Origin of the sequence: Streptomyces fumanus, assembly GCF_014655295.1 — a bacterium.
Lineage (GTDB): Bacteria > Actinomycetota > Actinomycetes > Streptomycetales > Streptomycetaceae > Streptomyces > Streptomyces fumanus.
The window spans coordinates 104,323-131,215 of sequence record NZ_BNBI01000003.1 but is presented as its reverse complement, the minus strand read 5'-3'; the positions used below and the strand labels follow the sequence as shown (position 1 = coordinate 131,215).

The window sequence follows — 26,893 nt, the reverse complement described above, 5'->3', positions numbered from 1 at the left end:
GGACGGCGGGCCCGAGCGGTTCAGTTGTGGTGGGGGGAGGTCAGGTAGTGCTGGCGGAGCAGTTCCCGGCCGTAGTCGTTGCCGTTGGGGGTGCGGATGATGGCGTGGACGTGCTTCTGCGTCGGGGTGCCCTGGGTGGAGTCGTAGGCGCCGGCCAGCGGACCGGGGGCCTGGCAGTCGACCTCGATCCAGACCACGGGGCTGTGCACCCGCACGTAGAACGCGGAGTCGTCGGCGATGCCACCGGCCCAGGTGACGTAGGTGTCGTCGAGGTGGCGGGCGATCTCGGCCATCCGCACCTTCGCGGCGTCGGCCCTGGCCCGGCCCACGAACGCTTCGGCGATGCCGAGCAGCTTCTTCCGCTGGGCGGTGCTCAGCGTGTTGCCGCGCAGCCCCTCGTACGCCTGGACGGTGTTGTCGGAGAACGCGCCCGCCTTCATCGACTCGTTCGACTTGGTGGCGGAGGCGATGGCGGTCTTGCGCTGGGCGGGGGTGAGGGAGTTGACGAAGGCGAGACTGGCCTCGACCTCCTCGTGGCACACCCGCACGGTCGTCCCGTCGATCTCCATCTCGGTCGGCTCCGAGCCCCAGAAGCAGGGGCTCATGACGACCTGGTCGCCGAGGACGAAGTAGTTGACGACGAGGTGGTGGCCGTCGAACTGGAAGCCCCAGGGCTCGGTGGCGGACGGGGTGCCCATGACGGTCCAGTAGTAGGCGTCCTCGTTGAACGCGTCGGTGTTGCCGATCGCCTCGCCGGCCGCCTGGTTGATCCTGCGGATCTTCTCCGTGGTCTCCAGGCCGTCGGCGCTGAGGGCCGCCTCGAGCAGGGCGGTCCCCAGGGCCTTCTGGGTGCCGGTGAGGTCGGCGAGGGAGACGCCCTGGCGGGCGTAGGAGTCGACGTTGCTCCACAGGCGCCACTCGGTGGAGTGGACGGTGAACTGCGTGGAGGTCCTCTGGTCGTCGGTGAGACCGGCGAGGAAGGCTTCGGCGGCACTGATGACCGGAGCGGTCGCCACGCCGGTGGAGTGGATCGTGAACAGGTCGGTGACCCGCTTGCCGTCGGTGGTCAGACCGAAGAAGTCCTCGGTGATGCCCTGGTCGCCGGGGCCGCCACCGGCCCCGCCCCCGGGCGCCCCGCTCGGGGCACCGCCGGGCGAGGCGGCGGCCCCGGCGCCGGCCGTGGTGGTGTCGTCGGCGAGCGCCGCCCAGGCCCCCGCACCGCCCATCGTCGCCACGGCGGTGGCTCCCGAGGCGAAGAAGACCTTCCGCATGAACTGACGACGGTCCGCACGGGCATGGCGGCCGCTCCGCTGCTCAGGTCCTTGTGCCGTGGTCCCGTTCAGGTCCAGTCCGGTCATCGTCGCTGACTCCCTGGTCGTCGCCCGGTCCCGGTGGCCGGGCATCTGACGGTGACTCTGGCCGAACGACCTGAGAACGAGCTGTCCGAGCGCCGTGCCCGAGATGAGCGTCCCGCCCGGTACTCGCCTTGACCTGCCTTTCTGTGAGGTGAGGTGAGAACCACCGGGCGCGCGCCCCCTCGGTGAGCCGGACACGGACGACGAACGGCCGGGAGAGGACCGTGACGGCGACGGAGACGGCGGCCAGCGAAGCGATGGCCGTGCCGGCGGGGACGTACTGGGCGAGGCCCCCGGCGATCGCGGCTCCGATGCTCTGCCAGGTCATCCGGCCGGCCGACTCGACTCCCTGCACCTGACCACGGACCGGATCGGGAGTCAGCTCCAGGAGCCGCTCCTGGAGCGGCAGGGTGGCGGCGAAGCCTGTGCCGGCGAGAAACACCGCGACCACCGCCACCAGGACGGGCGGGTGCAGGGCGAACAGCAGGTAGGGGACGGCGAGCAGCAGCCGCAGAGCGAAGGCACAACGGCGCCGCCGCCCGGCGGTGAGCAGTCGCCCGACCGCCAGGTCACCGAGGAGCATGCCCGCCGATCCGGCGGCCAGCAGAACTCCGGCGCGGTGCGGGGCGTAGGAGAGGAACAGAGCCTCGCAGCCGACGATCAGACCATTGGGGACCCACAGGTTCAGCAGCAGCGCGCGGGGGCCGGGCCGGGAGAACAGCGCGGTGTTCGTCGACCAGGTCTCGCGCAGTCCGGGCCGGCGGGGCGGACGGACCGAGCGTTCCCGGACGGTCCCGGCCACCAGAAGCAGCCCCGCCCCGGTCAGGGCCGCCGCGACGACGAACACCTGATGCGGGCTCAGGCAGCTCACGAGGACGGCGCCGACGGCGTAACCGAGGACGGCCATGCCGCCGGAGGTGATGTTCATCAGCGAACGTGCCAGTGCGTACGCGGAGACCGGCACCACCTCGGCGAGCAGCCCCATCCGCGCGCCCGTGCCCAGCGACTGGAAGAACCCCAGTACGAGGAGCAGACCGAACCGTGCGGTGAGCGGCAGCCCGGGAACCGCCTGGGCGGCGACCCCCGCGAGCGTCACGCACTGGAGTACGACGAGGGTCCGGCGGGGACGGCCTCCGTCCGCGACCGACATCAGCGTCAGCGCGCCGAGGACCGTCGCGAAGGTGGCGCCGTACATGCTCACGGCGGTCAGGAACGGGGACCCGGTCCGCCGGCTGACCAGTGTGCCGAGCGCGAAACCCGACAAGGTGCTCGCGGCGACCGTCAGGGTCAAGCTGACGTACAGGCCGACGAATTCGCGGTTGCGGAGCAGGTCACGGTAGGTGGTGGGAGGTGTGCTGGAGGCAGGGGTGTCGGAAGGCATGAAAAAAGCCTCCGCGCGCACCCAGTCCGGGGCGCCGAAGGCCGACTCGGGGATCATAGCAGCCGCCCGCCCGTGGTCCGCCGCCTCAGCGCCGGTCGGCCTCCCGCGCCGACCCGCCGGGACCGGCGGACAGGAGGGTGCGGCACTCGAGCCAGGCGTCAGGGCTCAGCAGATGGCGGACCCTGGTGAACAGGGCGAGCAACGGTGGGCCCCATGTGCCGAGGAAGGCGGGGTCGGTGACGGCGAGGTCGAGTTCGTTGGCCGCCGACAGTTCGGCGAAGTCCCGGCGCGACCGCGCCCCCGGCACATGGGAGCGGCCGGTGAACCGGTCGTGGAAGGCGGCGTCGGCCCGGTCGAGGGCCGGATAGGTGGCCTCGCGGTCGCACGCGGCGTACAGGTACACGAGCGACTCGGCCTCGGTGCCGATCACCGCTGCGAGCTCATGGCGACGGTCCAGCGGGAGCAGGGCCGTGGGAAAGCCGTCGGTGCCGTAGAACGCGTGGCACAGACCGGCGAGTTGCAGGGCCGGGCGGGCCTGCCACCTCGCCAGCCGCGCCTGGACGTGCTGGAGGTGGACGAGGAGGGTGCCGCCGGGGTGGGCGACATCCGCGGCACCTAGCTCACGCAGCAGGGCGACGGCGCGGTCGGTCGAGGCGGCAAGAGCGGGCATGGTGTCCGTCTCCCTTCGGCGAGGGGGTGGTCGGCACCCGTCCGGTGCCTTCGCCGGTCCGGATCCGTACGAAGGCGGCGGACGGGTTGCCGCCTGGGCCCTGCCAGGATCGTCCGGCACCCGAACACCCAAGTCAATCCTGGGAATTGCTCCCCTCACCCCAGGTGTAGCTTGGGTGCCGTGACCCTGGACGACCTGCGTGTCTTCGTCGCCGTGTGCCGGGCCGGCAGCCTCAGTGCCGTGGCCCGCGACCTGTCCTGTACGCAGTCCGCCGTGAGCCAGCACGTCAAACGCCTGGAACGGGAGACGGGCGTGCGCCTGCTGGAGCGCCGGCCGCGCGGGGTCGTCCCCACCGCGGCGGGGCGGGTCCTGTGCGAGGCCGCCGCCGACGGGATCGCCGGGCTCGACCTCGCGCTGCGCCGCCTGGGCGACCTCGTGAACGGCGAAGGCGGCTCGGTGCGGATCACGACCGGCGGCACGACCGTCCGGCACTTCATGGCCGAGGCGATCGTCTCCTTCCGCAGGCGCTATCCGAAGGTGAGCCTGGAGTTCCAGACCGAGACCTCCAGCCGGGGCTGCTTCGACGCCCTCCTGGCCGGCGACCCCGACCTCGCCTGGGTCACCGTCGGCGGCCCGGTGCGCGGCATCGAGCAGCGGCCCGTCGTCGAACTGCCCTGGGTGCTCGCCGTGCGCTCCGACGATCCGCTCGCCGCCCGGCCCCGGATCGACGCCGCCGACCTGGCGGGCATCCGCCTGGTCCGGCTGCCGCCGAACTCCACCTCCGGCGCCCATCTGGACACCGGCTTCGCCGAACTGGGGGTCCGGACCGGCTCGGACACCAGCGTCGCCGACTGGGACACCGCCCTGCTCCTCGCCGAACTCGGCCTGGGCCACGCCGTCGTCCCGGCCGTACCGGGCCTGACCGCGCCCGCCGACGGCGGCCCGCTGCGGCTCGTCCCCGTTCCGGCGCTGCGGCCGCTGCCGGTCGGCTGGGCCGTACGCCGCTGGGACGCGCTCTCCCCGCTGGCGCGGAGCTTCGCGGACGCGGTGGCCGCGAGCTGTACGGCGGTGCGCGGCCGGGGCGGGATCTAGACTGAGCCGGGTGACCAGCGCGAACGAAGACGTGGTGATGAGGGACGAGGAGGGCGCCGCGGCACCCGTCCGGCCGCAGTCGTTGATGCTCAGTTTCCTGGGCCTCTACGTCCTGGACCGCGGCAGCGCGGTGTACTCCGGCAGCGTCATCGACGTGTTCGCGCGGATGGGGGTCTCGCAGGAGGCGGTGCGCTCCACCCTGGCCCGGATGGTCAAACGCGACCTGCTGGTCCGTCACCGGCGGGGCCGCCGCATGTACTTCGGGCTCACCCCGCGCTCCAGCGAGGTGCTCCGGGACGGACACGACCGGGTCTGGGGGGCCGGGGCGGTCAACCGGGACTGGGACGGTACGTGGACCCTGGTCGCCTTCTCCATGCCGGAGGCGTGGCACAGCCAGCGGCACGACCTGCGCTCACGTCTGGTGTGGGCCGGGTTCGGCTCCCTGCAGAACGGCCTGTGGATCGCGCCGGGCCGCATCGACGTCCCCGCCGTCGTCGCCGGGCTCGGTCTGGAGGACCACCTCAACGTGATGAACGCGCACGCGGCGCGGCCCACGGAGGCCGCCCAGTTGATGAGCCGGGCCTTCGACATCGCCAGCATCGCCGCGCGCTACCGGGCCTTCCTCGGCCGCTGGGACCGCCCGCGTCCCGTGCCGGACGTGTCCGACGACCTCGCCCGGCAACTGCTGCTGCACACCGACTGGCTGCAACTGGTCCGCTCCGACCCCCGCCTCCCGGCGCAGCACCTCCCCGCCGACTGGCCCGCCATCCGCGCCGAACGCGTCTTCCGCGCCCTGTCCGCCCAGTACGACGCCCCGGCCAAGCAGCTCGCGGACGCCGTCCTGGACACCGTCCCCGCGGAGCCGCAGGCCGATCGGTGAACCCGGCGCCCTGCGGCCGTGGCGGGGGAGCGTACGGGGTCAGTGCCGGGCGTCGCCGGGGTGGGCGAGGTCGTAGGGCCGGGGGTGAGCCGCCGGGCGGTAGCGGACGTAGCGCGGCTCGGGCGTCGTCGCGTCCGCCTCACGGGCGCGGGCGTTGAGCGCGCCGGGGTCGGTGGACCAGCGGCCGGTGGCCAGGCGGTCCTCGAGCGTGTGGACGGCGGCGACGGTCTCGCCGGGGGTGAAGGTGCAGTGGCCCGGTGCGTCGACGTACGCCTGCGCGAGCCTGCTGCCGCTGCCGGCCGCTGCCGCGGCCCGTCGGTAGGCGCTCTCGGCGGAGACCGGGATCAGCGCGTCGCCGGTGGTGTGCACGGTGAGCTGGGGGTCGGCGAGCCGGCCGGTCAGGACGCTGGTGTCGCGCATCCAGCGGACCGCCTCGCGATCGGCGGAGATCCGCGGTGCCCGGTTGAGGACGGCCAGGTCGGCGGCGAGCGACCGTCCGGCGCTCTTGTACAGCTCGGTCACCTCCTTGTAGAGCGGGGACCGGCGCAGCATGGCGGTGTAGTCGACACCGGTGTTCCAGGACGGGTTGCCGCCGGCCCGGTGTTCGGCCTCCTGCCGCCAGGCGAACGCGGGGAACTGGACCAGGGCGGTGACGGCGGCGTACTGGTTGGCCTGCTGGGTGTCCCAGTCGGCCGGTGCGGGCTCGGGCTGGGCGGGGTCGTTGTAGCCGGGGATGTGCTGGAGGGCGGCGGCCAGTGCGGTACGGGCGCGACCGGTCGGGGACTGCTGGGCGGCGGTGACCTCGGCGCCGAGGGCGCGTGCGGCGGCCTGGGCCTGGACGGAACCGGTGAAGCCGGTGAGGGGGATGTCCTTGCCGGGGGCGAGCAGGGTCTTCAGCGCGAACACCGGGTCGAGGGTGTTGTTCCAGTTGGCGATCCCGCCTTGCAGCAGCCCGCACAGCGACAGCGAGCCGTCGAAGCGGTCGGCGTGCCGCTCGGCCAGCACGGTCGTGACGAACCCGCCGTACGAGGTGCCCCAGGCGAGGGTCCGCCGCGCGGTGCCGAACCGCCGCGTGAACAGGTCCAGGGTGGCGAGCTGGTCGGGGACGGCGTCGGTGACCGCCCAGCCGGTCGTCGCGTAGGAGGAGCCGATCAGCGCGTACCCCTGGTCGAGCAGGGTGTCCCGGGTCTTCGCGTCGGGCGCGTTCTGGGCGGGGTTGGGCCAGTCGGCGGCGGTGTAGCCGTGGCTGTAGAGCAGGACGGTGCCGTTCCAAGCGGCGGGTATGTCCATCAGGTAGGTCGCCCCGGAGGGCAGCCGGCCCTCCACGTGCGCGTCGTCGTCCGCCGCCGCTGCCTGGGCGGGGAGGGCGCCGGAGGTCAGCAGGGCCAGGGTCACCAGCAGGGTCGTGGCTTTCAACGGAGGGTCCCTTCGGGGCTGGACGTGCTGGTCGTCGTGGTGCCGGGCGCGGGGGCGCCCAGGGTGTTCGTCCGGGTCTCGCGCAGTTGCCACACGGTGAGCGCGGTGATCGCCGCGCCGCAGCACAGCAGCAGGGAGACCGGGGTGCTGCCACCGCCGCCGGAGGCGACCAGACTGCTCGCGATGAGCGGGGAGAAGCCCGCGCCGATCAGGGTCGCGCTCTGGTAGCCCAGGGAGGCGCCGGTGTAGCGGACCTCGGTGCCGAACATCTCGGTGAGCAGGGCGCCCAGCGGCGCGTACATCGTGGACTGGGCGAGGCCGTGGCCGAGTACGAGGGCCAGGATCAGCAGGCCGGGGGAGCCGGAGTCCACCAGGGCGAGCACCGGGAAGGCGAGCGCCGCCGAGGCGATCGCCCCGGCCAGTACCACCGGACGCCGACCGACCCGGTCGGACAGCGCGGAGGCCGCGGGCAGCGCGAGCAGCGCGACGCACGAGGCGGCGGTCACGGCGGTGAGCACCTGCGGCCGGCTGTAACCGTGGTCGACGGCGTACGAGATCATGAAGCTGGCCAGCAGTGACTGGGCGGTGAACGCGCCGATGCCCGCCCCGGCCGCGCGCAGCACCGGCACCGGGCGGCGCAGCACCGCCACGATCGGCGGCCGCGCGGCCGGCTCCGGCTTCACCTGCTCGAACAGCGGGCTCTCCGCGACCTTCAGCCGGACGAACAGACCGACCGCCAGCAGCAGGATGCTGAGCAGGAACGGCACCCGCCAGCCCCACGTACGGAAGTCGTCGTCGGGCAGCGAGGAGACCAGCGTGACCACGCCCGTGGACAGCACCGAGCCGAGCGGGGCACCGAGCTGGGTGGCGCTGGACCACAGGCCGCGCCGGGCACTGTGCCCCCGCTCGGCGTGCTCGACGACCATGAGCGTGGCGCCTCCCCACTCGCCGCCGATGGCCAGCCCCTGCACCACGCGCAGGGCCACGAGCAGGACCGGCGCCCACACACCGATGGTGTCGTAGGTCGGCAGTACGCCGATGAGGAAGCTGCCGCAGCCCATCAGGGCCATGGTCAGCAGCATCATCGACTTGCGGCCGATCCGGTCGCCGAAGTGGCCGAAGACGATGCCGCCCAGCGGGCGGGCCACATAACCGGCGGCGAACGTGCCGAAGGCGGCGATGGTGCCGACCGCGGGGTCGGCGCCGGGGAAGAACAGATCTCCGAAGACGAGCGCGGCGACCGTGCCGTACACGAGGAAGTCGTAGAACTCGACGGCGGTGCCGAGCAGGCCCGACAGGGCCACGCGACGCAACTGGCGGTTGCCGTCCGAGGGTTGACCGGCTGCGGAAGGGGAGGGGGACATCTGCACGATGGGCTCCTGAGGCTGTTGCCGACGCAGGAGGAACCTAGGTAGAAACGTCACTGCCGTCAAGAATCTGCACAACATCACCGTCGGGGAGGCCGCGAGCCGGCCGTCGAGGACGGGACCTTTTCTAAGAGGTGGACGACTGGACGGCCTCGGCGGTGAGCGCGGTACGGGCGCTGGGGCCCCGGTGCCGGGGCGTGCGGGCAGTTCCGTGGACCGCTGTCGCCGGGCGCCGCCCGCCCGGCCTCGGTGCGTGTGACGACCGTACCTTCCGCCCGCATGTGACCTGCGGTTTCCTCGGTGGTGGCCGCTGCCGGGACGGGTACTCGGCCACAGAAGTGGCAGTGCCCGGATTCCCTACCGTTCGAGAGCCGAGGAGTCGCCCGATGGACACACACATCGCGCTGTGGGAGACCGACGAGGTCGACCGGCTCAAGCGCGTGAGCGGCGACGAGTACGCCGGTCCGCGCGTGAGCACCCGCCGCTGAACCCCACCCGCACGACCGTAAGGAGCACCATCATGCGCGGAGCCGTTCTCCACGCCCCCGGGGACGTCCGCTTCGAGGAGCGCGACGACCCGAAGATCATCGACCCGGCGGACGCGGTGATCCGTACCGTCGCCACCTGTGTGTGTGGCTCGGACCTGTGGGACTACCGCGGCATCAACCCGGTCGAGGGGCCGACGCCGTTCGGTCACGAGTACGTCGGCATCGTCGAGGAAGTCGGCGGCGAGGTGAGCACCCTGCGACCGGGCCAGTTCGTCGTCGGCTCCTTCTTCGCCTCGGACAACACCTGCGCCAACTGCCGCAACGGCTACCAGACCAACTGCCTGCACCGCGAGTTCGTCGGCGCGGGGGGCTGCCAGGCCGAGAGGATCCGCATCCCGCTCGCGGACGGCACCCTGGTCGCCACGCCCGACCAGCCGGCCGAGGAGCACATACCCAGTCTGCTGGCCTGCTCCGACGTGATGGGCACCGGCTGGTACGCGGCGGTCGCCGCCGAGGTAGGGCCCGGCGACACGGTCGCGGTGGTCGGCGACGGCGCGGTCGGCCTGTGCGCGGTCATCGCCGCGAAGGAACTGGGCGCGTCCCGGATCATCGCCATGTCCCGGCACGAGCCCCGGCAGAAACTGGCCCGCGAGTTCGGGGCCACCGACATCGTCGCCGAGCGCGACGAGGAAGGCGTCGCCCGCGTCAAGGAGATGACCGGCGGCATCGGCGCCGACCGCGTCCTGGAGTGCGTGGGCACCGAGCAGTCCATGCGGCAGGCGCTGCGCTCCACGCGGCCCGGCGGCAACATCGGCTTCGTCGGCGTCCCCCATGGCGTGGCGGTGGACGGCACCGAACTGTTCTACTCCCACGTCGGCCTGCGCGGCGGCCCCGCCCCCGTCCGGGAGTTCCTGCCCGACCTGATCGACCGCGTGCTCACCGGCCGCATAGACCCCGGCAGGGTCTTCGACCTCACCCTGCCGCTCGAACAGGTCGCCGACGCCTACCGGGCCATGGACGAACGACGCGCCATCAAGGCCCTCCTGAAGCCCTGAGCGAGCGGTCGCACACCACGCGACGGGCGCCGGACGTGACCGACCGTCCGGCGCCCGAGCGCGCTCGCCCGACCCCGATGGGCACGCCCCCTCCGCACATGCCCGGCACCGCCTGCACCCGCGTGGGGCACGTATGCGGCGGAGCAGTGCCTGCGCGTCCGATCCGTTCAAGAGGACGGCGGCCGTGGTCCGTTACCGTTCCGGCCATGGACCACACCGGTGAAGCATCACGTCATCTCAGTACCTGCATCGACCGCACCGCCGACGCCGTCTACGCCTATGCATCCGACCCGGCCAACCTGCCCGCGTGGGCCAACGGCCTGGGAGGCTCCATCGAGAAGGTCGAGGACCGCTGGGTCGCGGAGTCTTCCCCCATGGGACGGGTCGAGATCACCTTCGCGCCGCGCAACGAACTGGGCGTCTTCGACCACCATGTCACGCTGCCCAACGGCGAGACCGTCTACAACCCGGTCCGGGTGATCGCCAACGGCACGGGAAGCGAAGTGGTGTTCACCCTCCGCCGACGGCCGGGCATGAGCGACGCCGACTTCGAGCGTGACGCCGGCATGGTCGCCGCCGACCTGGCCCGGCTGAAGGAACTGATGGAGACCGACTGAGGCCCCTCCGGCTCCCGGCCGGGCCTGATCCCCTGTATCGCCTTCCCCGGCGAGACGGCCGGGCTCGGCCGGACAAGGCCGCCCCGACCCGCGGCCGCAGGGCAAGCAGCCGGCCGTGAGGCGGCCGAGCCGAGAGGATCATGCGGTCGGCGCGCCGCCGACGAAGGTGCGTTCCGGCGGTGACGCCACGAGTTCGACCATGGTGCCGGCGCGGAGGTCGTCGCCGACGGCACGCGTGATCGCGTCGGTGAGCGCGGTGCCGAGGCGCGTGGTGATCTGTGCGGCGTCGGGGCGGTCGAAGACGCCGGCGCGGACGCCCAGGACCACCGAGGCGCTCGCGTCCACGGCTCTGCCGCCCCGCGCGAAACGGCCCGCGGGGACTGCGGACAGGCGGATGCTCACGTGGTCGCGGGCCCAGTCGCCGTAGACGTCGACGATCGCGTCGGTCAGTGCGGCGATGAGGAGGGGTTCCTTGCCGGCCAGCCTGTCCTCTGGAAGGTGAACGGTCAGATGCGGCATAGTCGCCCTCATTCCCTTTGCTTACAAAGCCTTTGTTTCTCAAGCTATCTGGAGAGGTGACCGATGTCCACGGAATCGAACGGACCTGCCGTGGACGAGGCCGTCCGCACCCTGCTGCTGCTCATGCCACGGCTCGTCGGCCGTGCCAAGCGCCTGCCCATCCCCCCGGCGCTCCAGGGCCTGGACCTGGCACCCCGGCACCTCGCGCTGCTGGCCCACCTGGAGTACGACGGCCCCACCAGCGTCAACGACCTGGCCGCCCGGTTGGAGGTGGCCCCGACGACCGTCAGCCTGATGGTGAGCGAACTGTCACGGCTGGGCATCCTGGAGCGCACCGCCGACCCCGCCGACCGCCGCCGCCGCATCATCGCCATCGCCTCCGCCTACGCCGCACCCATCGGCGAATGGCTCTCCGGCAACGCCTCCGCCTGGGAGCGCGTCATGCGCGCTCTCGCCCCCGAGGAACGCGCCACGGTCATCACCGCCCTGCACGCCTACGAAGCCGCCCTGGAGCAGGCGGGACGCGGATCGGCGTAATAAGCATCCCTGAAAGATGATGACGTAAAGCCATTCACGTAAAGGAGCTTCGGTTCTCTGGGCGATGCCGTAACCGAGTGGGTATGTTGGCAGGGCGCCAGGTAATGCGTTCGCGGATACGTCGGGGCGGGCACCGCCCGAACCGATGCGGCCGGAACGTATCGACCGGGTACAGGGAGTGGCCGCTCCCGTCAGGAAGCGGCCACTGCGACGGACCCGCCGGGCTACGAGGTGAGCCAGTTCGCCAGTTGGATGGCTAGATCCATACAGGCGACGTAGAAGGCCCACCGGCCGTAGTCCGGCGGTTCGTTCTCGACCATGCGCTTCTCCCCCCGGGCGGGAGGATCGGTCGGCCTCCACGCCCGGCCGGCCGGGACGTGAAGCAGCGGAGAACGGCCCATCGCGCTCACTCTATAGAGGACGGGTCCAACTCTGGGGCCGTGCGCGAAACTTCATCCTTGACGCGTACCGGACAAGCGCGTGACCTGCATTTATGCAAACACGGCTCCGCAACTTGGATGCTTCACGACCCTGGGTATCGCCCGCTGTGCCGTCCCGCGCCGACCGCGACCATGACCCGAGCGACGCCCCGCGCCGGCGAAATCCCTACGCCGCGCTGCCGGTTCCGCGCCAGGTCAGGTCGAGCAGCCGGTGGGCCTCGGCCGCCGGGTCGGGGTGGTGTTCCGTGGCGAGGGCGATGCCGGTCACCAGTGTGATCAGGTCGGCGGCGGTCACGTCCGCTGTCACCGCGCCCGCCCTGGCGGCGCGTTCTACCAGCGGTTCGAGCGCCCCGGCGAGTTTCGCCGCGCAGGACTGCACGTCCTCCGGCTCGGTGAGCCGGTCCTGGGCCAGCGCGTCGGCCATGCCGCGCGCCGAGGCGGCGTAGTCGGTGAGCGCGGCCAGCCAGTCGCGCAGCGCCGCCGCGGGGTCGGCGGCGTCGGTGAGGGCGGCCGCGCGGGCGCTCAGCGCCTCGATCCGCTCGGCGAACACGGCCCGCAACAGGGCGCGTCTGCCGGGGAAGTGCCGGCGCACCGTCGCCGAGCCGACACCTGCGACGCGGGCGATCCGTTCCAGCGAGGCATCGGCGCCGTGGGCGGCGACCTCCTGCTCGGCCACGGCGAGGATCCGCGCGTAGTTGCGCCGTGCGTCGGCGCGCTGCTGGTCGGCCACGGGTCCTCTTCTCCGGTTGCTAACTGGCGGGGGCCTCCGTATCGTACCCGGCAGCTAAATGGCGGGCCCCGCCACTTAGCTGCGCCCCGATTCTGGAGGACTCCCATGCCCGCATCCCCCGCACCCGTCCTGGTCACCGGCGCGACCGGCCGCCAGGGCGGTGCCACCGCCCGCGCCCTCCTCAGGTCGGGGGTGCCCGTCCGGGCCCTGGTCCGCGACCCGTCGAGCGACCGGGCCAAGGCCGTCGAGGCCCTCGGCGCCGAGCTGGTCACCGGGGACCTGTACGACCCCGCCTCGCTGACCCGCGCCGCCGACGGGGTTCGCGCCGTCTTCTCCGTCCAGATGCCCGACATCGGCGGACGCGGCTTCGAGGGCGAGGTCACGCAGGCCACGCACCTCATCCGCAGCGCCCGCGCGGCGGGGGTGCCCCAGTTCGTCCACACCTCGGTCTCCGGCGCCGGGCGGCACGCCCACCTGATCGAAGGCCGCTGGGCGGCCATGGAGCCGTACTACACGGCGAAGGCCACCATCCAGGACCGGGTGCGCGAGGCGGGCTTCACCTCCTGGACGATCCTCAAGCCGTCCTACCTCATGGAGAACCTGCTGCCCTCGGAGCGCATCGTCTTCCCGCGCGGTGTGGCGGGCGGCCTGGTGACGCTGCTGAAACCCGAGACGGTGCTCGCCCTGGTCGCCGTCGACGACATCGGCGCGGCGGCCGCGGCGGCGATCGCCGAGCCGGAACGGTTCCACGGGGTCGAACTGGAGCTGGCCGGCGACCGCGTGACCATGACGGAGATCGCCGCGGCGCTCTCCCACCGCCTGGGCGCTGAGCTGACCGCGCCCGACATGACGGAGGAGGAGGCGGTGGCCGCCGGCCTGCCGCCCATGGGATTCGGCCAGTCCCAACTCAACGAGTTCCCCCAGCCCGCCCGCCCGGAGTACGCCCGCGAACTGGGCATCCCACTCACCTCCTTCACATCCTGGGTACGGGACCGGGTGCCGACCGGGACCTGACACCGCGGCCGACCCGGTCGCCTCCTCCGGTCGGTCTCTCCGTCGCACCCAGACGCTGACATTGACACGAACTTGAGCGCCACGAACGGCCGCGACTGGAACGACAGATGCGGGAGCGTCGGCACCAGGATGCCGAACCCCGCGCATCGTCCCGCCCGCGAGCGAGCGGTGGGCGGGAGGGTGATGGGCCGATGTCAGCGGGCGCGGACCGTGCCCCCGTACGCATCGGTCCGGCGCAGCACGATCGCTTCGTGGGTGGGGGCCGGCCAGACCTGGATGAGGTACCACTCGGTGATGCTGTCGGGGGCCAGGTCGACGGCGGTGTCCCGGCCGCGTGCGTGAAGGCGCAGACGGTAGTCGCCCGGTCCGTTGAACGACAGGACGGGAAGGTCTTCGTCCAGGTCGGCCATGATGCCGTGGACCATGAGGGCACCGGATGCGGAGTGCGCGGAGACCTCGACGATCTCCTGCCAGGTGCCGCTGTCGGGCGGGGGCGGGGAGTGGTGCAGGCTGACGGTGACATCGACGTCGCCGGTGTGGATGCCGGTCAGGACGGTGAGGGCCCCGTCGGCGACTTGGACGAGGCCGTTGTGTCGCCGGCCCAGGGTGGGGCCGGCCGGTCCCTCCTCGTCGCTGATGGCGAACTGGTGGTAGTGGACGGGGACGAGGCCGTTGCCCCGCTCGACCTCGTCGCTCATGTCGTGGTCCTCCGTCGAGCGGTGGCTTGCTGCCCGGTCCTGAGCCGACGTCCGGTTGCGTGGTGTCAGTGCATACGGAAGCCCGCCGGTCCGCGTACCGCCGCGGCGGCCAGTTCTTCGATCCGGGGGGCGGGCGCGGGGACGCCGGGTGCCTGCTGGGCCCAGGTCACGAACTGCTGCGGGGTGAGACCGGCCGGTGGCTGCCCCACGTAAGGCAGAGCGTACAGCGGGGTGTTGGGCTCGCTGCGCCAACTGTCGGACAGCGGGCCGAGGTCGACCGTGTCGAAGCCGAGGATGTCCAGGAGGTCGGCGGCCTCCTTCTTGGCGTCCGGGTCGTCACCGGACAGCGGCAGCGCGGTGCGGTCGGGGGCGCCGGACGGGCGGTGCAGGTCCAGCAGTTGCCGCGGACCGATGTTGTGCAGTGCCTTGACCACCCGGGCGCCCACGAGGTGCCGCTGGACCAGTTCGCTGGAGGTCAGCTCGTTGCGGTCGAGTTCGGGGAGCGCCCAGTCGGGTCTGGGCGCGTAGTTCATCGGGTCGATCACCGTCTTGCCGGCGAGTTCCGCCCGCGGCAGACGCTCGTGGGCGGCCAGCGGCACGGCCGCCAGCACCACGTCTCCGGCCCGTGCGGCGTCGGCCGGGCGGGCCGCGCGGGCCCGCCCGCCCAGCTCGGCGACGAGACCGGCCAGCAGATCGGGATGGCGCGAGTTGCTCAGGACGACGTTCAGACCGGCGTCGACGGCGCGGCGGGCGACGCCGGCGCCGACCATACCGGTGCCGATGACGCCGAGGGTCGTGATGCTCACTTCTGGTTCTCCGTTCGTACGCATTCCCCCGCCGCGGCACCAGCGGGCGGAACCGCTCCGGGGGCTCGCTTCCATCCCAGCCGGGCCGACCAGTACGAACAAGGATCACCAGCGCCCCGCACCGATCACATCGTGTGATAGATCAGGGGGATGGAACTCAGGGCGCTGCAGTACTTCGTGACCGTCGCCGAAGAACTGCACTTCGGGCGCGCGGCCGAGCGGCTGCGAATCGTGCAGCCGGCGGTGAGCCAGCAGATCGCCCGGCTGGAACGCGAACTCGGCGTGCGCCTGCTCGAACGCACGTCCCGACGAGTACGGCTCACCCCGGCCGGCGAACGGGTCCTCACCGCCGCCCGCGAGGCCCTCGCCGCGGCGGCCCGGGTACGGGTGGCCGCCGGAGAACCCGCGGCCGTCCTGCGGATCGGGGTGGCCTCCTGCCTCACCGAACGGCTCGACCGGGCGGTGAGCCGTCTGAGCGGCGGCGCGCGCCCGGCCGAGGTACGCCTGGTCAGCCTCCCGGTGACCGCCCGTCTGGACGCCGTCCGCGACGGCGAACTGGACCTCGCGCTGGTGCGGGGCGCGGTCGCGTCCACGGAGGTGACGGTGGTGCGGGCCTGGTCCGAGCCGCTGCACGTGGTGCTCGCACGCGGCCACCCCGCCGCCAACGAGCCCGCGGTCGGTCTCCGCGACCTCGACCCGCACGGTCTGCGGCTTCCGGTCCGGGACGGCGATCCACCGATGTACGACGCGGTACTCGCCGCCCTGCCCGTCGCCCCGCCGCGGGAGCCGGCCGGGGACATGCTCAGCGTGCTGTTCGAGGTGGGGCAGGACCCCGCGGGCTGGACGCTGATGCCGGCCGAGCAACTCGCGGGCGCCCGCTCCGAGCGGATCGTGCACAAGCCGCTCGACCCGCCGGTGACCGTCGACGGCCACATCGTCACCTCACTGGCCACCCCGACGCCGTGCGTGACGTCGTACGCAGCGGCGTTCGCGGACTGAACTCCCACGCTCCCGGGCCGGAGGGTCCGAGCACGCCCGCGTCGGTGCCCGGCAGGTGCCCGACGGCTCGGGCGGGGGACGAGACGGTTCCCGGCATGGGATGATGATCGGCCGACAAGGCGCCGGCGGACGAGGAAGCCGGTGGAAAACCGGCGCGGTCCCGCCACTGTGATCGGCGAGCGAGTTCCGACAGGCCCCTGCCCGGCAACGGGCGGGAAGGCCGGGAGGAGCAGCGACCCGAGAGCCAGAGACTCACGCGGTCGCCTCCTCCACGGACCCCCGGGGCGGATCTCCCCGGAGAGAGGCACGGCACCGCATGCCCGCAACGCCGACCGGACGAACGACAGACCGCACGACGGACCGCACGACGGACCGCACGACGGACCGCACGAGGGCCGTAACGGCCGCCGGACCGGTGCCGTGCCGCATCGTCGTGTGCCGTGACTGCTGCTGCGGCAGCCCCAAGGTGCCCGGTCTCGACCACGCGGCCCAGACCGAACGCCTGCGCGCCGCGGCACCGGTACGCGTCTCCGACTGTCTCGACGTCTGCGACCAGGCCAACGTCATCGTCGTCCAGCCCTCCGCGGAAGGCCGGGCCGCCGGAGCCCGGCCCGTCTGGCTGGGGCTGGTGAACGACCCCGACGCGACCGAGGACATCGCCGCCTGGGTACGCGCCGGCGGCCCCGGCGTGGCGCCCCGGCCGGACATCCTGGACCTCTACACCTTCGTCCCGCCCCGGCGCCGGACGACCGGCTGACATCACCTGGGATCACGCGGGCCGGATCCGATACGGGCTCGGCCGCGGGTCCGGCCACCGGAGCCGCCGCCGCGCTCACCGACGTACGCGGCCGGTGCCGGGCGTGCCGACCGCCGCGGAACGCAGAGGTCAGTGCCGTCCCCGTCCTCGAACCGCAGCCCTCGTCGCCATGCCCGCGACTGTCCGGAGCACGGCATGTTACGGCCGATGCCGTCCGGGAACTCTTGCCGCAACCGCCGAGACCGCGTGGGCCTCGTCCGACGCGACGGCGGCGTACCGAGTACGCAGACTGCAGGAAGGGATCCGATGACGAAGGCACGGGACATCATGACCGGTGGAGCCGAGTGCGTGGGCGCCGAGGAAACGGTGCTGGACGCGGCCCGCAAGATGAAGGACCTCGGCGTCGGCGCCCTGCCGATCTGCGGTACCGACAACAAGCTCAAGGGCGTGCTGACCGACCGGGACATCGTGGTGAAGGTGCTGGGCGCGGGCAAGGACCCGGCCACCTGTCCGGCCGGTGACCTGGCACAGGGCGAGGCCGTCACCATCGGCGCCGACGACGACGTACAGGAGATCCTGCGCACGATGACCGAGCACAAGGTGCGCCGCCTCCCGGTGATCGACGGGCACGACCTGGTCGGCATGGTCGCCCAGGCCGACGTCGCCCGCTCCCTGTCCAACCCCGAGGTCGGCGAACTCGTCCAGGCACTCTCCACCGACTGATCCCCGATCGGCACGCCTGGTCCCGGTCGGCACCCTGATCCCCGGTCGGCAGGCCGGTCCCGGCCGCGTCGGCGAACGCGTGGGCGTGGCGCCCCGGATCCGGGGCACAAGACTCGTGTACCCCCCACGCGAATGCCGGCAACAGGGAGAGTTCCGATGCTCATGGCACACCCCGCAGTACTGCGGAACCTCATCGACCAGTACGAGGCGCTGCGCGTCCTGCACGCGGAGGACGGCAGCGAGGAGGTGCGCCGGCGCATGGACGACGTCACGTACACGCTGTGCGTGTCGACCGGCACGCGGGACATCGACTCGGCCCTCGCGGCGGCCCGTCGCCGCCTGCCCGAGGCCCGTACGGAAGACAGCACTCTCCTGACCGCCTGACCGCGACACGTCCGCCCGCGGACTTTCGCGGGAACGAGGGGCCGCACGGTTCGACCGTGCGGCCCTCGCGGCTTTCCAGCGGTGGACGGGGACCCGGTTCACAGGGCCATGGTGTCGTCGTAGACGAGCAGACCGTCGGGGCGCAGGCGCAGGCCCGGCGTCGGCGGGTGCGGTACCAGCCGGTCGTCGTGCATCAGGTGCAGTACCGGGGTGTCCCTGGCGACGACGGCGAAGTCGGCGATCAGGCGTCGGTGGCAGCGCCACCAGACCGCCTCGCTGCACATCACCGCGGTCCGTGCCGAGGAGGCTTCCCCGAGCAGCCGGTCCATGGCCGCCACGAAATCGGGCTCGCGGGTGTGGGCGGCATACCCCCTGAAGGAGGCGTTGCGCCAGATGACGTCGGGGGAGTCGGGTGGGACCTTGCGGAAGCCGCCGAGGGCCTGTTCCCAGCGGTAGGCGATGCCGGCCTCCGGCAGCCACCGGGCCAGCCGGTCGCGGCCGAGGTCGGGGTCACGCCGGCTTCCGGGACCGATCCGTACGTCCACCACCGCGGCCACACCGGCTCCGCGCAGCAGCTCGGTCAGGCGGGCACGCCCGGCGGTGCTGTGGCCGAAGGTGAGCAGGGGCCGGCCGGTCACAGCGGGCCCCGGCCGCGTGGCGTCCGCGGCTCCCGCACATCGATGATCCGGTCCACTACGACTGCTCCCTCCCCGGTCCTCGCCCGATCAGCGTCCTTCCTGTTGCCTCTGCCCCTCACCCGCGGTGCGACAACATCGCGCGCAGCCCTGTCACCCGTTCTCCGACCCGCTGGGCGGTCCGCCATCCGGAACCGCCGGTGGGTGGGGCCGCGCGGCACGGGTACTCGTGCGGTCGGCGCACGGACCCCCCGGAGGGCCGCGCGCACAGGAGCGAGGGGCGAGGTGACGTGGTGACTGCGCTCCGACGACGTGAGGAGATACACCGATGAGCGAGCAGACGCCTTCCTCGGAAGAGCGGGACAGGTATGCCCGGGCGCGGAGCGACGAGGAGCCGGGCGCTCATTCGGGTGGGGAGAGCCAGGCACGGGAACGGGTCGTGCCGGGCACGGCGAGCGCCACGGAGGGCTACCCCCCGCAGAGCGGGACCGGGACGGGCCAGGGCGACCCGCTCGCCGGTGTCGTGAAGGACGACGAGGGCGAGCAGGGCGCGGACGGTGCCGAAGGGACGTCCGCGCCGACCGGGCCGGTCACACCGGAGCAGGTACGGGAGTTGCTCGAAGCCGGCGACGACGGGTCGACCCTGGTCGTCGTGGAGGGCCGGGCCCAGGTGGTGTCTGCCGCCGACCTGCGGACCGACCGTTACGCCGGTGCCCTGGAGGTCGTCTCCGGTGAGGAACTCGCCCGACAGGCGACGCCGGGCGACCGGTCGGAAGGCCAACTCGACGCGCTGGCCGCCACGTTGAACACCATGGTGGCGAAACTCGGGGCGTGAGTCACTCGGTAGGCACATCATTCGACGCACACATGTCGACATACGGTCTCTTCACGCGTGTCTTCGGCCCCCCGCCCGGCACGGGTGCCCCGTCGGTGGTGCTGGTGCACGGGCTGGGTCTCTCGGGGCGCTACTTCGTACCGCTGGCGCGGCGGCTGGCGGCGAACGGGGTCACCGTGCTGGTGCCGGACCTGCCGGGAAACGTGCGGTCCCGGGTCTGCGTGCGCCGGACGCCGGACGTGGTGCGCACCGCCGAGGCCCTGGCCCGCTGGCACCGGCAGCTCGTACCGGGGCCGAGTCTGCTGGTGGCCAACTCGGTCGGCTGCCAGGTCGTCGCCGCCCTGGCCGCCCGCCACCCGAGTCTGGTGCACCGGCTCGTACTGCTCGGTCCGGCACTCACGCCGGGGGTGTCCGTCTGGCGTCAGGGAGCCGGGCTGCTCGCGGACGCCTTCCGGGAGCCGCCGGCCCTGCTCGGTCTGGCCGCGGCGGATTACCTGCGCACCGGGCCCCTGCGGTGGGCCGTGTCCCTGCGCCACGCACTGCGGGACGCCGACGTGGCGTTCGAGGACCACCTGGCCCGAGTCGCCGTACCGACGCTCGTCGTACGCGGGGCCGGTGACACCCTCGTCTCCGAGGCATGGACGCGGCGCGTGACACGGTTGGTCCCCGACGGGCGCGCCGCCGAGGTGGCGGACGCCGCGCACGCGGCGCACTACAGCGCTCCGGATGCCGTGGCCGAACTGATCGAGAAGTTCGCGGCAGGTGCCGACGGGTGACACCCGCTTCCCCGACCGACCGTGTCGGGCCGACTCGGGACAGCGGGCCGGTAGCCGGTAGGGGGCCGTCACCGGCGACCGCGCGTTCACAGCAGCAGGTGGTCGAGGCCCCCCGCAACCGGACTCGGTCCGCCGGTCCGCCGGCATGCCACGGACGAGGGCGTTTCATCTCCAATGCCGCCACGCCAGCGCGACGAGGATCACCACGGCCGCCACCACGGCGGTGGCGATGTGGACCGCCCTTTCGAGTGCGGCGCCGAGGCGCCAGACTTCGTATTCCTCCGTGTCCGGGTCCGGATCCTTGTCCCCGCTTCGACGCGGACCCCACAACTCGGGGCCGACGGACGCGAGGGCCACGTCATGCCCCCCACCGCCCGCCAGGCGGAGCACCATTCCTACGACCGCGATGAGCGTGGCCAGCAGCGCGATCCTGGCGCGGGAGACATGCCGGGCCACGGTGCCGGGGTGTACCTCCATCACTTCGGCGGTCTCCTCCCGGGTGTAGCCCAGCGCATCGACCGCGTACACCGCGGTCCGCTGCCGCACAGGAAGCTTCGTCAAAGCCGCGACCACTGTCACGTGGTCGGCGGCCCTGTCGCTGAAGTCCGGCAGTACCGGTGGGTTGTCCCAGTGCCAGGGGTCGATCGCGCGGGCCGCCGCGATGGCATCCTGGGACGATCGCCTTCGTTCCAGATGCTTCACCTCGTTGCGCATCACCTGGTACACGTAGGCGCGCGGGTTCTCCAACGGCTCCGCTTTGCGCAGCGCTGCGGTGAACGCCGCACTGACGAGGTCGTCGGAATCGGCCAGGGACTGCGGGATCAGTGCCTGATCCAGGAGCTGACGGGCCTTGCCGTACATTTCTCCGCGGTACTGGGCGAACACCCTGCCCAGTTCCTCGGCGGCTTCTTCCGGCTCAGACATCCGCGTTCCCCCGCGTCTCGTGCTTCCGGTCCGACAGCCCCGATCCGTGCTCGGCACGGATGATCTCAGCCGTGCCTCGGGCCCGGATCCGGAACGCCATGCTGTCGAGCATGTGTGTGACGCCCAGTGTCAGATGGACCAGCACGACCATGAGAATGCCGAGAAGTTCCACGACCGATTACCTTTCAGTGTGCGGCCGTTTGCGCACCTCCGGGTCCGGAGGGACGGCCGTTCACCCTGAAGAGGCGCGAGGCGGCTGTTCTGATGACATCCCCTCCGAGATTCTTCTCGGGGAGCCCAGCACCCCCCCGGTGCTCGTATCGGGGCTGACGCGGGGTGGCTCCGCGACGGGCACTACCGCCGACGGGGTTTCCGCTTCAGTCCGCCGGGGCGGTCAGGACGGCCTCGGCCGCCAGGCGCAGCCTCCTGATCATCGGGTTCGGGTCGCCCTTGCGGCTGGCCAGCACGACCTGGCTCGGGGGAGCGTCCTGGATCGGGACGGTGACGAGGTCGGGCCGCAGCGAGCTGCGCCGATCGCCGACCGGCAGTACGGCGATCGCCCTGCCGCTCGCGACCAGTTCGAGCTTGTCCTCGTAGCTCTCGATGCTCTCCATCGGCGGCATGCCCGATCCGAGCACGCGGTACGAGGCCCAGCCCTGCATCTCGAACGCGCACGGCGCCGGCTCCTGGCCGGCCAGCTCGTCCGCGGTCACCGACGCACGGTCGGCCAAAGGATGGCCGCTCGGGACGACGAGTACACGGGGCTCCTGGTACAGAGGGGTGATGACGATGTCGTCGGCGGTGAGCGGCAGCGGGGCCCGGGCGATCAGGGCGTCGACGCGCCCGTCGGACAGCGCGTCGACCTCGCGGCAGCTCAGGTACCGGGTGGTGATCTCGGCGTCCGGGTGGCGGTGGCGCAGCTCCCGTACGGCGGCCGTGATCACCAGGTCCTCGACGTAGCCGATGGCGATGCGCTGGGCCTCGGCCTGTCCGCGCACGGCCAGCTCGGCCTGGCGGGCGGCCCGCAGCAGGGCCTGGGCCCGGGGGAGGAACGACTGGCCGGCCGGAGTGAGCCGGGTGCCCCGGGGGGTGCGGTCCAGCAGCCGTGCGCCGAGGTACTTCTCGAGCCGTTGGATCTGGCGGCTCAGGGCCGGCTGGGTCACGTGCAGATCGGTTGCCGCCCGGCCGAAGTGCTGGTGTGCCGCCACCACGGTGAAGTAACGCACCAGTCGCAGTTCCAGGTCCTGCCCGAGATCGTTCACCCGTCCAGGATAGGCGTCATACCGTTTCGGAATGACGGGTTGCCGGATGGGCCTTGGACGGCCGTGCCCTGCCGGGCGTTGACTGTCGGAGCAAGGTTCACCGAGAGAGCGACAGGTGCGATGAAGGCGATCCAGTTCCATGCAGCGGGCGGGCCGGAGGTTCTGCGGTACGACGAGGTGCCGATGCCAAAGATCGGCCCCGGCGAGGTGCTCGTCCGGGTGCACGCGGTCGGCGTCAACCCACCCGACTGGTACCTGCGGGAGGGGATGAAGGTCATGCCGGCCGACATGAGGCCGGTGCTGGAGTTCCCTGTCGTTCCCGGTACGGACATGTCGGGTGTGGTGCAGGCGGTCGCGCCGGACGTGACGCGGTTCGCCGTCGGGGACGAGGTCTTCGGCATGCTGCGCTTCCCCGGCTTCGACGGCCGGACGTACGCCGAGTACGTGGCCGCGCCGGCTTCCGACCTGGCGCCCAAGCCGACCGCTGTCGATCACGTACGGGCGGCCGGGGCACCGATGGCGGTGCTCACGGCGTGGCAGTACCTGATCGATCTCGGTCACGACGTGCCATCTCCGTTCACCGGCCGGGTGCACCAGCCGGTGCCGATCACGCCGGGGATGACGGTCCTGGTCAACGGGGCCGCCGGCGGCGTGGGCCACTTCGCGGTGCAACTGGCGAAGTGGAAGGGGGCGCGGGTCGTTGCGGTGGCCTCGGGCCGGCACGAGCGGTTCCTCCGCGAGCTCGGCGCCGACGAGTTCATCGACTACGCCACGACGCGCCCCGCGGACGTGGTCAGGGGCGTCGACCTGGTGATCGACGCCGTCGGTGGCCCGCACGCCGCACGCCTGCTGGCCGTGCTCAAGCGCGGAGGCACCATGCTTCCGGTGTTCTTCGCCGAGTTCGACCCGGCGGAGACGGCGCGCCTGGGCATCTCGGTCTCGAACATCCAGGTGCGTTCCAACGGCCCTCAGCTCGCCGAGATCGGGCGCCTGTTCGAGGAGGGCAGGCTTCAGGTCGGGCTGGACAGCGTCTACCCGCTGTCCGAAGCGGCCAGCGCCCACGAGCGAGCCGCGCGGGGGCATATCCAAGGCAAGATCGTGCTGACGGTGGTCCCATGACCGCCGGACGATCACAAAGGCAGTGCGGCTGATCACCTATGTACGTGACGTGGTCGGTAGGTGTTCTGTGGTGGTCACGACGTCACAGACCCCACTGACGGAAGAACGTTCATGAGCACCAACGACCCCGCGCTGACCCTGGTGGTCACCGCACACCCGGACCCCGACTCCCTGACGCACCACGTGGCGGAACGCCTCGTCGCGGACCTCCACCCCCGGCCCGTCGAGGTGGCGGACCTGTACGGGGAGCGGTTCGACCCCAGGTTCACCCTGGCGGACCGCCGGGCCTACCACCAGGACGGCGGCTACCCTCCCGACGTCGCCCGCGAGCACCGTCGTCTTGAGCGTGCCACCGACCTGGTCCTGGTCTTCCCGGTGTACTGGTGGTCCGTCCCGGCGCTGCTCAAGGGGTGGATCGACCGCGTGTTCGTCAACGGCTGGGCCTTCGCATACTCGGCCGCGTCGGGGCGGAACCCGAAGCTCCAGTGGCTCACGACCCATCTGCTGCCCATCGCCGGCGCCGACTCCGACGCGTACGAGCGCCATGGATACGAACGCGCGCTGCGGACCCAGATCGAGTGCGGCCTCGTCGACTACGTCGGAAGCCGCCGTGGTGTCACCGCGTTCATCCACGACTCGGAGCAGCCTTCCGCCACGGCTACGGCGGCGAGCGTGGCACGCGCCGTGCGCTCCGTCAGCGAAGCCGTACGGGCCGGTGACAGGGCGGGCGCGTCCGCCGGTTCCGCCCCACCGGGAGCAGCCCGGGACGTCAGGGGAGTCTGACCTCTCCCTGGTTCAGGACTCGGGGGTGGAAACAGGTCGCCTGAATGTCCGAGCGCGGGAGCGGGTTCCTTTGTTGTGCCGGCCGGACATGAGGAGTATGCGGAAACGCGAACTCTGTCGAAAAGCTGCCCGCTTGTCCCGCCTGCCTGTTTCGCAGGGGAGAGGCGAAGAACTGGATGCGCTGGCTGAGGGCCGCGCGGGGCCGTGCGGTGCCGCCGTCAGCCGTCCAGTCCGTAGAAGCGGATGGGCGAGTTCGGCCGGAAGCCGATGCGCGGGTACACCGGTGCTCCCGCCTGCGTCGCGTGCAAGGTGGCGCGCGTCAGGCCGGTGGCCCGCGCGCCCTCGTACAGCGCCTTCCTGGTCACGGCCTCCCCGTAGCCCCGCCGCTGCCACTCGGGGTCGGTGGCGACCAGCGCGACGAACAGCCGGCCGTCCGCCTCCACGGCCCCCGCGCAGGTCACCGGCACACCGTCGCGCAGACCGAGGTAGGCGTACACGCCGTTCTTCCAGAGCGCGGATCCGGCCAGGCCGTCGCGGCCGTCGGCCAACGGGAAGCCGTAGGCACGGGAGTTGAGGTCCGCGTAGGCGGTCAGGTGGTCGTCGGTGCGGACCCGGACGAAGGTCAGGTCGGGGTGGACCGGGTCGGGCACGGGGAGCAGGTCCCCGGCCATGCCGGTGCCGGGGAAGGCGAGCCGCAGGCCCGCCGCGGCGGCCGCGTCGTCCAGGGCCGCGCGGGCCCCCTCGTCCAGGAGGTCCTCGAAGAGCCAGAGGAAACCGGGGTGCCGCTTGGACCGCATGATGTCCGCCACCTCGGCCAGGCGCCGGGCCACGAGGGCGGCGCCGGCCCGCACCTCGGTCAAGGTGACGCAGTTCCAGAACGCGAAGCGGCAGTCCGCCCAGCGGACGGCGATGCCCGGAAGGTCACGGACATCTGCCCCCGGATCACGGTCGAGGACCAACGCCCGCCACACCGTGGCGAGTTGTTCCATCGATTCGATCGAGTCCGCGAGATCCTTCACCGAAACTCCTCAAGCGGCCGCGTGCGGGGAGAGCTGTCGCAGGAGTCTACGGAAGGAAGCGGCCCCGGTCGCGCGACTGCGCGCCGCCGGTGGGCGACGCGCAGCCGGGCCGTGCCGTGCGGTGTGTTCCGGACGTGGCGGCCGGTCAGGCCCAGCAGCCGTTGACGGTGGCGGCGAGCCCGTCCATGGCGTCCTTGATGGCGGCCGGGGCGGCGGTGGAGTTGTTCTCGATGAAGGAGAAGATCCTCCACTCGCCGTCCTCGGTCTGTGTCACACCGCTCAGGGCGATGGCGCCGGTGAGGGTGCCGGTCTTCGCCCGCACCTTGCCGACGGCGCACTGGGAGTCGGCGTCGTCGAAGCGTCCCCACTCCGGGCCGAGGCTGGCACCGGCCTCGCCGGCGACCGGCAGGCCCTCCAGGATCGAGCTGAGGGCGGGGACCTCCGTGATCGAGTCGAGGAGCTGCGCGAGGGTGGCGGCCGGTATGCGGTCGGCCCGGGACAGACCGCTGCCGTCGTACATCGCGAAGTTGTCGAGCGAGATGCCGTACGAGCTGAGCACCTGGCGTACGAGGTCGACGCCGCCCTCGAAGGTGGCGGGCTTCCCCATCTCCACGGCGGTCATCCGCAGCAGGGTCTCGGCGATGTTGTTGTCGCTGGTCTTGAGCATCCGCTTGACGATGCTCGACAGCGGCGCCGACGTGTGCTGCGCCACCGGTACGTCGGACTGCTTCGCCGTGGCGCGGCCGACCTCTCCGTCGATGGTGACGCCCTGCGCCGCGAGCTTCTCGGCGAAGACGGTACCGGCGTCGATGGCCGTGTCGGCCACGGCGGCGCCGTCGACGACCAGCGAGCGGACCGGGGCCACCTCGGTGGGGTAGTAGCCCTCGTTCCAGCCGGTGGCGAGGCTCGGCTCGGCGAACAGACTGTCGTCCACCCGGACCTTGACCTGGGTCACACCCGCGGCCTTGAGGCCGTCGACGGCCGTCTTCGCCATCTCGGCCAGGTCGTCACTGGTGAGGGTGCGGTCGCCACCGCCGATGAGGGTGAGGGTGCCGTCGCCGTAGACGACCCTGGTGGTGAACGTGTGGTTCGCGCCCAGCAGCGTCAGGGCGGTGGTCGCGGTGGCGAGCTTGGCGTTGGAGGCCGGCATCAGCGCGGTGGAGCCGTTGTGGTCCCACAGGGCGGTGTCCGAGTCGGCGTCGAGGACCACGCCGCTGACATCGGTGCCCAGGCGCGGGTCGGCGACACGCTCGGTGAGGTTCTTCACCAACTGCGCGTCGTCGGGGTCGAGGCCGTCGAGCGACACGCCCTGCGCCGTCGTCGTGGAGGTGGTGTCGTCGGCGGCGAACGCCGATGTGCCGGTCAGCGCGGCCGAGGCCACGGGCACGGCCATCGCGAGCACGAGGGCCCGGCGGGCGCCGACGCGGCCCACTCTCACCTTGCGGTGCCGGCGGCGCCCGCCGGGGGTGAAAGCGCTCGTGGGGTTTTCGTCTGGCGTACCAGTCATGAAGTGAAATCCAAGGATCGGGATCGGGTGCAGCGTCGTGCGAGGGTGGAACGGCGGGCACATTACCAGTCGTCAGATAAGTCATTCGGAAAAAAGATTGATTGA

29 protein-coding genes and 1 riboswitch are annotated in these 26,893 nt (G+C 72.1%); of the genes, 14 read left to right on the top strand and 15 right to left on the bottom strand.

Features of this window, described 5'->3' with window-relative positions:
* Positions 1-20: 20 nt before the first annotated feature.
* From IE316_RS07730 to IE316_RS07720, 3 genes are all read right to left on the bottom strand, one after another.
* Complete coding sequence (locus IE316_RS07730) at positions 21-1,358, bottom strand: DUF3500 domain-containing protein (RefSeq protein ID WP_190203400.1); 1,338 nt, start codon at positions 1,356-1,358, stop codon at positions 21-23.
* Positions 1,315-2,736, bottom strand: coding sequence for an MFS transporter (locus IE316_RS07725; RefSeq protein WP_229910258.1), 1,422 nt, complete (start codon positions 2,734-2,736; stop codon positions 1,315-1,317). Before IE316_RS07725 ends, IE316_RS07730 begins: the two co-directional genes overlap by 44 nt.
* Positions 2,737-2,821: 85 nt before the next feature.
* On the bottom strand, positions 2,822-3,406 hold the full coding sequence (locus tag IE316_RS07720; protein ID WP_190203399.1) for a DUF6817 domain-containing protein: 585 nt from the start codon (positions 3,404-3,406) through the stop codon (positions 2,822-2,824).
* Positions 3,407-3,586: 180 nt separating this feature from the next.
* On the opposite strand from IE316_RS07720, the gene IE316_RS07715 reads away from it, so the two are divergent.
* Both IE316_RS07715 and IE316_RS07710 read left to right on the top strand, forming a co-directional pair.
* On the top strand, positions 3,587-4,498 hold the full coding sequence (locus tag IE316_RS07715; RefSeq protein ID WP_190203398.1) for a LysR family transcriptional regulator: 912 nt from the start codon (positions 3,587-3,589) through the stop codon (positions 4,496-4,498).
* Positions 4,499-4,508: 10 nt separating this feature from the next.
* Positions 4,509-5,378 (top strand): PaaX family transcriptional regulator, encoded by an 870-nt coding sequence (locus IE316_RS07710; protein ID WP_308438902.1) that lies wholly within the window; start codon positions 4,509-4,511, stop codon positions 5,376-5,378.
* A 39-nt stretch (positions 5,379-5,417) separates the two neighbouring features.
* On the opposite strand, the gene IE316_RS07705 is transcribed toward IE316_RS07710, so the two are convergent.
* Both IE316_RS07705 and IE316_RS07700 read right to left on the bottom strand, forming a co-directional pair.
* On the bottom strand, positions 5,418-6,794 hold the full coding sequence (locus IE316_RS07705) for an alpha/beta hydrolase family protein (protein WP_229910257.1): 1,377 nt from the start codon (positions 6,792-6,794) through the stop codon (positions 5,418-5,420).
* A complete protein-coding gene (locus IE316_RS07700; RefSeq protein WP_190203732.1) occupies positions 6,791-8,158 on the bottom strand; it encodes an MFS transporter in 1,368 nt (455 codons plus the stop codon). Before IE316_RS07700 ends, IE316_RS07705 begins: the two co-directional genes overlap by 4 nt.
* A gap of 523 nt (positions 8,159-8,681) precedes the next feature.
* On the opposite strand from IE316_RS07700, the gene IE316_RS07695 reads away from it, so the two are divergent.
* The gene (locus tag IE316_RS07695) at positions 8,682-9,704 is read left to right on the top strand and encodes a zinc-dependent alcohol dehydrogenase family protein (protein ID WP_190203396.1); all 1,023 of its coding nucleotides are present in this window, start codon (positions 8,682-8,684) and stop codon (positions 9,702-9,704) included.
* Positions 9,705-9,910: 206 nt separating this feature from the next.
* Positions 9,911-10,321 (top strand): SRPBCC family protein, encoded by a 411-nt coding sequence (locus IE316_RS07690; RefSeq protein ID WP_190203395.1) that lies wholly within the window; start codon positions 9,911-9,913, stop codon positions 10,319-10,321.
* A gap of 138 nt (positions 10,322-10,459) precedes the next feature.
* Here IE316_RS07690 and IE316_RS07685 read toward each other — a convergent pair whose 3' ends face one another.
* Positions 10,460-10,840 carry a tautomerase family protein gene (locus IE316_RS07685; protein ID WP_190203394.1) on the bottom strand — a complete coding sequence of 127 codons (381 nt, stop codon included), beginning with the start codon at positions 10,838-10,840 and terminating at the stop codon, positions 10,460-10,462.
* A gap of 63 nt (positions 10,841-10,903) precedes the next feature.
* Between IE316_RS07685 and IE316_RS07680 the strand changes: the two genes are divergently transcribed.
* Positions 10,904-11,377 (top strand): MarR family winged helix-turn-helix transcriptional regulator, encoded by a 474-nt coding sequence (locus IE316_RS07680; RefSeq protein WP_190203393.1) that lies wholly within the window; start codon positions 10,904-10,906, stop codon positions 11,375-11,377.
* A 606-nt stretch (positions 11,378-11,983) separates the two neighbouring features.
* On the opposite strand, the gene IE316_RS07675 is transcribed toward IE316_RS07680, so the two are convergent.
* Positions 11,984-12,547, bottom strand: a complete 564-nt coding sequence (locus IE316_RS07675) for a TetR/AcrR family transcriptional regulator (protein WP_190203392.1) — start codon at positions 12,545-12,547, stop codon at positions 11,984-11,986.
* Between the two features lie 105 nt (positions 12,548-12,652).
* Between IE316_RS07675 and IE316_RS07670 the strand changes: the two genes are divergently transcribed.
* Positions 12,653-13,561 carry an NmrA/HSCARG family protein gene (locus tag IE316_RS07670; protein WP_190203391.1) on the top strand — a complete coding sequence of 303 codons (909 nt, stop codon included), beginning with the start codon at positions 12,653-12,655 and terminating at the stop codon, positions 13,559-13,561.
* 194 nt (positions 13,562-13,755) lie between these two features.
* On the opposite strand, the gene IE316_RS07665 is transcribed toward IE316_RS07670, so the two are convergent.
* On the bottom strand, positions 13,756-14,259 hold the full coding sequence (locus IE316_RS07665) for a hypothetical protein (RefSeq protein ID WP_190203761.1): 504 nt from the start codon (positions 14,257-14,259) through the stop codon (positions 13,756-13,758).
* Positions 14,260-14,324: 65 nt separating this feature from the next.
* On the bottom strand, positions 14,325-15,065 hold the full coding sequence (locus tag IE316_RS07660) for an NADPH-dependent F420 reductase (RefSeq protein ID WP_229910256.1): 741 nt from the start codon (positions 15,063-15,065) through the stop codon (positions 14,325-14,327).
* A gap of 150 nt (positions 15,066-15,215) precedes the next feature.
* Between IE316_RS07660 and IE316_RS07655 the strand changes: the two genes are divergently transcribed.
* The 4 genes from IE316_RS07655 to IE316_RS07640 all read left to right on the top strand — a co-directional run bounded on the left by IE316_RS07655 (position 15,216) and on the right by IE316_RS07640 (position 17,928).
* On the top strand, positions 15,216-16,064 hold the full coding sequence (locus tag IE316_RS07655; RefSeq protein WP_190203389.1) for a LysR family transcriptional regulator: 849 nt from the start codon (positions 15,216-15,218) through the stop codon (positions 16,062-16,064).
* 131 nt (positions 16,065-16,195) lie between these two features.
* A riboswitch (cobalamin riboswitch) is annotated at positions 16,196-16,318 on the top strand.
* A 62-nt stretch (positions 16,319-16,380) separates the two neighbouring features.
* On the top strand, positions 16,381-16,821 hold the full coding sequence (locus IE316_RS07650; RefSeq protein WP_229910255.1) for a (2Fe-2S) ferredoxin domain-containing protein: 441 nt from the start codon (positions 16,381-16,383) through the stop codon (positions 16,819-16,821).
* A 306-nt stretch (positions 16,822-17,127) separates the two neighbouring features.
* Positions 17,128-17,544 carry a CBS domain-containing protein gene (locus IE316_RS07645; protein ID WP_190203387.1) on the top strand — a complete coding sequence of 139 codons (417 nt, stop codon included), beginning with the start codon at positions 17,128-17,130 and terminating at the stop codon, positions 17,542-17,544.
* Between the two features lie 156 nt (positions 17,545-17,700).
* Entirely contained in the window at positions 17,701-17,928 is a 228-nt protein-coding gene (locus IE316_RS07640) for a DUF5133 domain-containing protein (RefSeq protein WP_190203386.1), read from the top strand.
* Between the two features lie 98 nt (positions 17,929-18,026).
* On the opposite strand, the gene IE316_RS07635 is transcribed toward IE316_RS07640, so the two are convergent.
* Entirely contained in the window at positions 18,027-18,566 is a 540-nt protein-coding gene (locus IE316_RS07635) for a DUF488 domain-containing protein (RefSeq protein WP_190203385.1), read from the bottom strand.
* A gap of 325 nt (positions 18,567-18,891) precedes the next feature.
* Between IE316_RS07635 and IE316_RS35365 the strand changes: the two genes are divergently transcribed.
* Positions 18,892-19,398, top strand: coding sequence for a hypothetical protein (locus tag IE316_RS35365; protein ID WP_229910254.1), 507 nt, complete (start codon positions 18,892-18,894; stop codon positions 19,396-19,398).
* Between the two features lie 32 nt (positions 19,399-19,430).
* Positions 19,431-20,174, top strand: coding sequence for an alpha/beta fold hydrolase (locus tag IE316_RS07625; protein WP_190203384.1), 744 nt, complete (start codon positions 19,431-19,433; stop codon positions 20,172-20,174).
* 165 nt (positions 20,175-20,339) lie between these two features.
* On the opposite strand, the gene IE316_RS07620 is transcribed toward IE316_RS07625, so the two are convergent.
* From IE316_RS07620 to IE316_RS07610, 3 genes are all read right to left on the bottom strand, one after another.
* Positions 20,340-21,098 carry an RNA polymerase sigma factor gene (locus IE316_RS07620; RefSeq protein ID WP_190203383.1) on the bottom strand — a complete coding sequence of 253 codons (759 nt, stop codon included), beginning with the start codon at positions 21,096-21,098 and terminating at the stop codon, positions 20,340-20,342.
* Positions 21,091-21,270: a hypothetical protein gene (locus tag IE316_RS07615; RefSeq protein ID WP_190203382.1), complete on the bottom strand. Its 180-nt coding sequence runs from the start codon at positions 21,268-21,270 to the stop codon at positions 21,091-21,093. The genes IE316_RS07620 and IE316_RS07615 overlap by 8 nt, the downstream gene beginning before the upstream one ends.
* Positions 21,271-21,475: 205 nt before the next feature.
* Entirely contained in the window at positions 21,476-22,360 is an 885-nt protein-coding gene (locus IE316_RS07610) for a LysR family transcriptional regulator (RefSeq protein WP_190203381.1), read from the bottom strand.
* Positions 22,361-22,480: 120 nt separating this feature from the next.
* Here IE316_RS07610 and IE316_RS07605 point away from each other — a divergent pair, with 120 nt between their 5' ends.
* Both IE316_RS07605 and IE316_RS07600 read left to right on the top strand, forming a co-directional pair.
* The gene (locus IE316_RS07605; RefSeq protein WP_190203731.1) at positions 22,481-23,479 is read left to right on the top strand and encodes an NADP-dependent oxidoreductase; all 999 of its coding nucleotides are present in this window, start codon (positions 22,481-22,483) and stop codon (positions 23,477-23,479) included.
* A gap of 111 nt (positions 23,480-23,590) precedes the next feature.
* Positions 23,591-24,262, top strand: coding sequence for an NAD(P)H-dependent oxidoreductase (locus IE316_RS07600; protein WP_190203380.1), 672 nt, complete (start codon positions 23,591-23,593; stop codon positions 24,260-24,262).
* A 218-nt stretch (positions 24,263-24,480) separates the two neighbouring features.
* Here IE316_RS07600 and IE316_RS07595 read toward each other — a convergent pair whose 3' ends face one another.
* Positions 24,481-25,281 (bottom strand): GNAT family N-acetyltransferase, encoded by an 801-nt coding sequence (locus IE316_RS07595; RefSeq protein ID WP_190203379.1) that lies wholly within the window; start codon positions 25,279-25,281, stop codon positions 24,481-24,483.
* Between the two features lie 145 nt (positions 25,282-25,426).
* Positions 25,427-26,788, bottom strand: coding sequence for a D-alanyl-D-alanine carboxypeptidase/D-alanyl-D-alanine endopeptidase (gene dacB / locus IE316_RS07590; RefSeq protein ID WP_190203378.1), 1,362 nt, complete (start codon positions 26,786-26,788; stop codon positions 25,427-25,429).
* Between the last annotated feature and the right edge of the window lie 105 nt (positions 26,789-26,893).

Coding starts and splice junctions, on each gene's coding strand:
- IE316_RS07625 (WP_190203384.1), top strand. CDS start 19,431: ATGTCGACATACGGTCTCTTCACGCGTGTCTTCGGCCCCCCGCCCGGC.
- IE316_RS07655 (WP_190203389.1), top strand. CDS start 15,216: ATGGAACTCAGGGCGCTGCAGTACTTCGTGACCGTCGCCGAAGAACTG.
- IE316_RS07720 (WP_190203399.1), bottom strand. CDS start 3,406: ATGCCCGCTCTTGCCGCCTCGACCGACCGCGCCGTCGCCCTGCTGCGT.
- IE316_RS07730 (WP_190203400.1), bottom strand. CDS start 1,358: ATGACCGGACTGGACCTGAACGGGACCACGGCACAAGGACCTGAGCAG.
- IE316_RS07670 (WP_190203391.1), top strand. CDS start 12,653: ATGCCCGCATCCCCCGCACCCGTCCTGGTCACCGGCGCGACCGGCCGC.
- IE316_RS07620 (WP_190203383.1), bottom strand. CDS start 21,098: ATGTCTGAGCCGGAAGAAGCCGCCGAGGAACTGGGCAGGGTGTTCGCC.
- IE316_RS07685 (WP_190203394.1), bottom strand. CDS start 10,840: ATGCCGCATCTGACCGTTCACCTTCCAGAGGACAGGCTGGCCGGCAAG.
- IE316_RS07645 (WP_190203387.1), top strand. CDS start 17,128: ATGACGAAGGCACGGGACATCATGACCGGTGGAGCCGAGTGCGTGGGC.
- IE316_RS07695 (WP_190203396.1), top strand. CDS start 8,682: ATGCGCGGAGCCGTTCTCCACGCCCCCGGGGACGTCCGCTTCGAGGAG.
- IE316_RS07665 (WP_190203761.1), bottom strand. CDS start 14,259: ATGAGCGACGAGGTCGAGCGGGGCAACGGCCTCGTCCCCGTCCACTAC.
- dacB (WP_190203378.1), bottom strand. CDS start 26,788: ATGACTGGTACGCCAGACGAAAACCCCACGAGCGCTTTCACCCCCGGC.
- IE316_RS07640 (WP_190203386.1), top strand. CDS start 17,701: ATGCTCATGGCACACCCCGCAGTACTGCGGAACCTCATCGACCAGTAC.
- IE316_RS07600 (WP_190203380.1), top strand. CDS start 23,591: ATGAGCACCAACGACCCCGCGCTGACCCTGGTGGTCACCGCACACCCG.
- IE316_RS07650 (WP_229910255.1), top strand. CDS start 16,381: ATGCCCGCAACGCCGACCGGACGAACGACAGACCGCACGACGGACCGC.
- IE316_RS07700 (WP_190203732.1), bottom strand. CDS start 8,158: ATGTCCCCCTCCCCTTCCGCAGCCGGTCAACCCTCGGACGGCAACCGC.
- IE316_RS07680 (WP_190203393.1), top strand. CDS start 10,904: ATGTCCACGGAATCGAACGGACCTGCCGTGGACGAGGCCGTCCGCACC.
- IE316_RS07690 (WP_190203395.1), top strand. CDS start 9,911: ATGGACCACACCGGTGAAGCATCACGTCATCTCAGTACCTGCATCGAC.
- IE316_RS07725 (WP_229910258.1), bottom strand. CDS start 2,736: ATGCCTTCCGACACCCCTGCCTCCAGCACACCTCCCACCACCTACCGT.
- IE316_RS07605 (WP_190203731.1), top strand. CDS start 22,481: ATGAAGGCGATCCAGTTCCATGCAGCGGGCGGGCCGGAGGTTCTGCGG.
- IE316_RS35365 (WP_229910254.1), top strand. CDS start 18,892: ATGAGCGAGCAGACGCCTTCCTCGGAAGAGCGGGACAGGTATGCCCGG.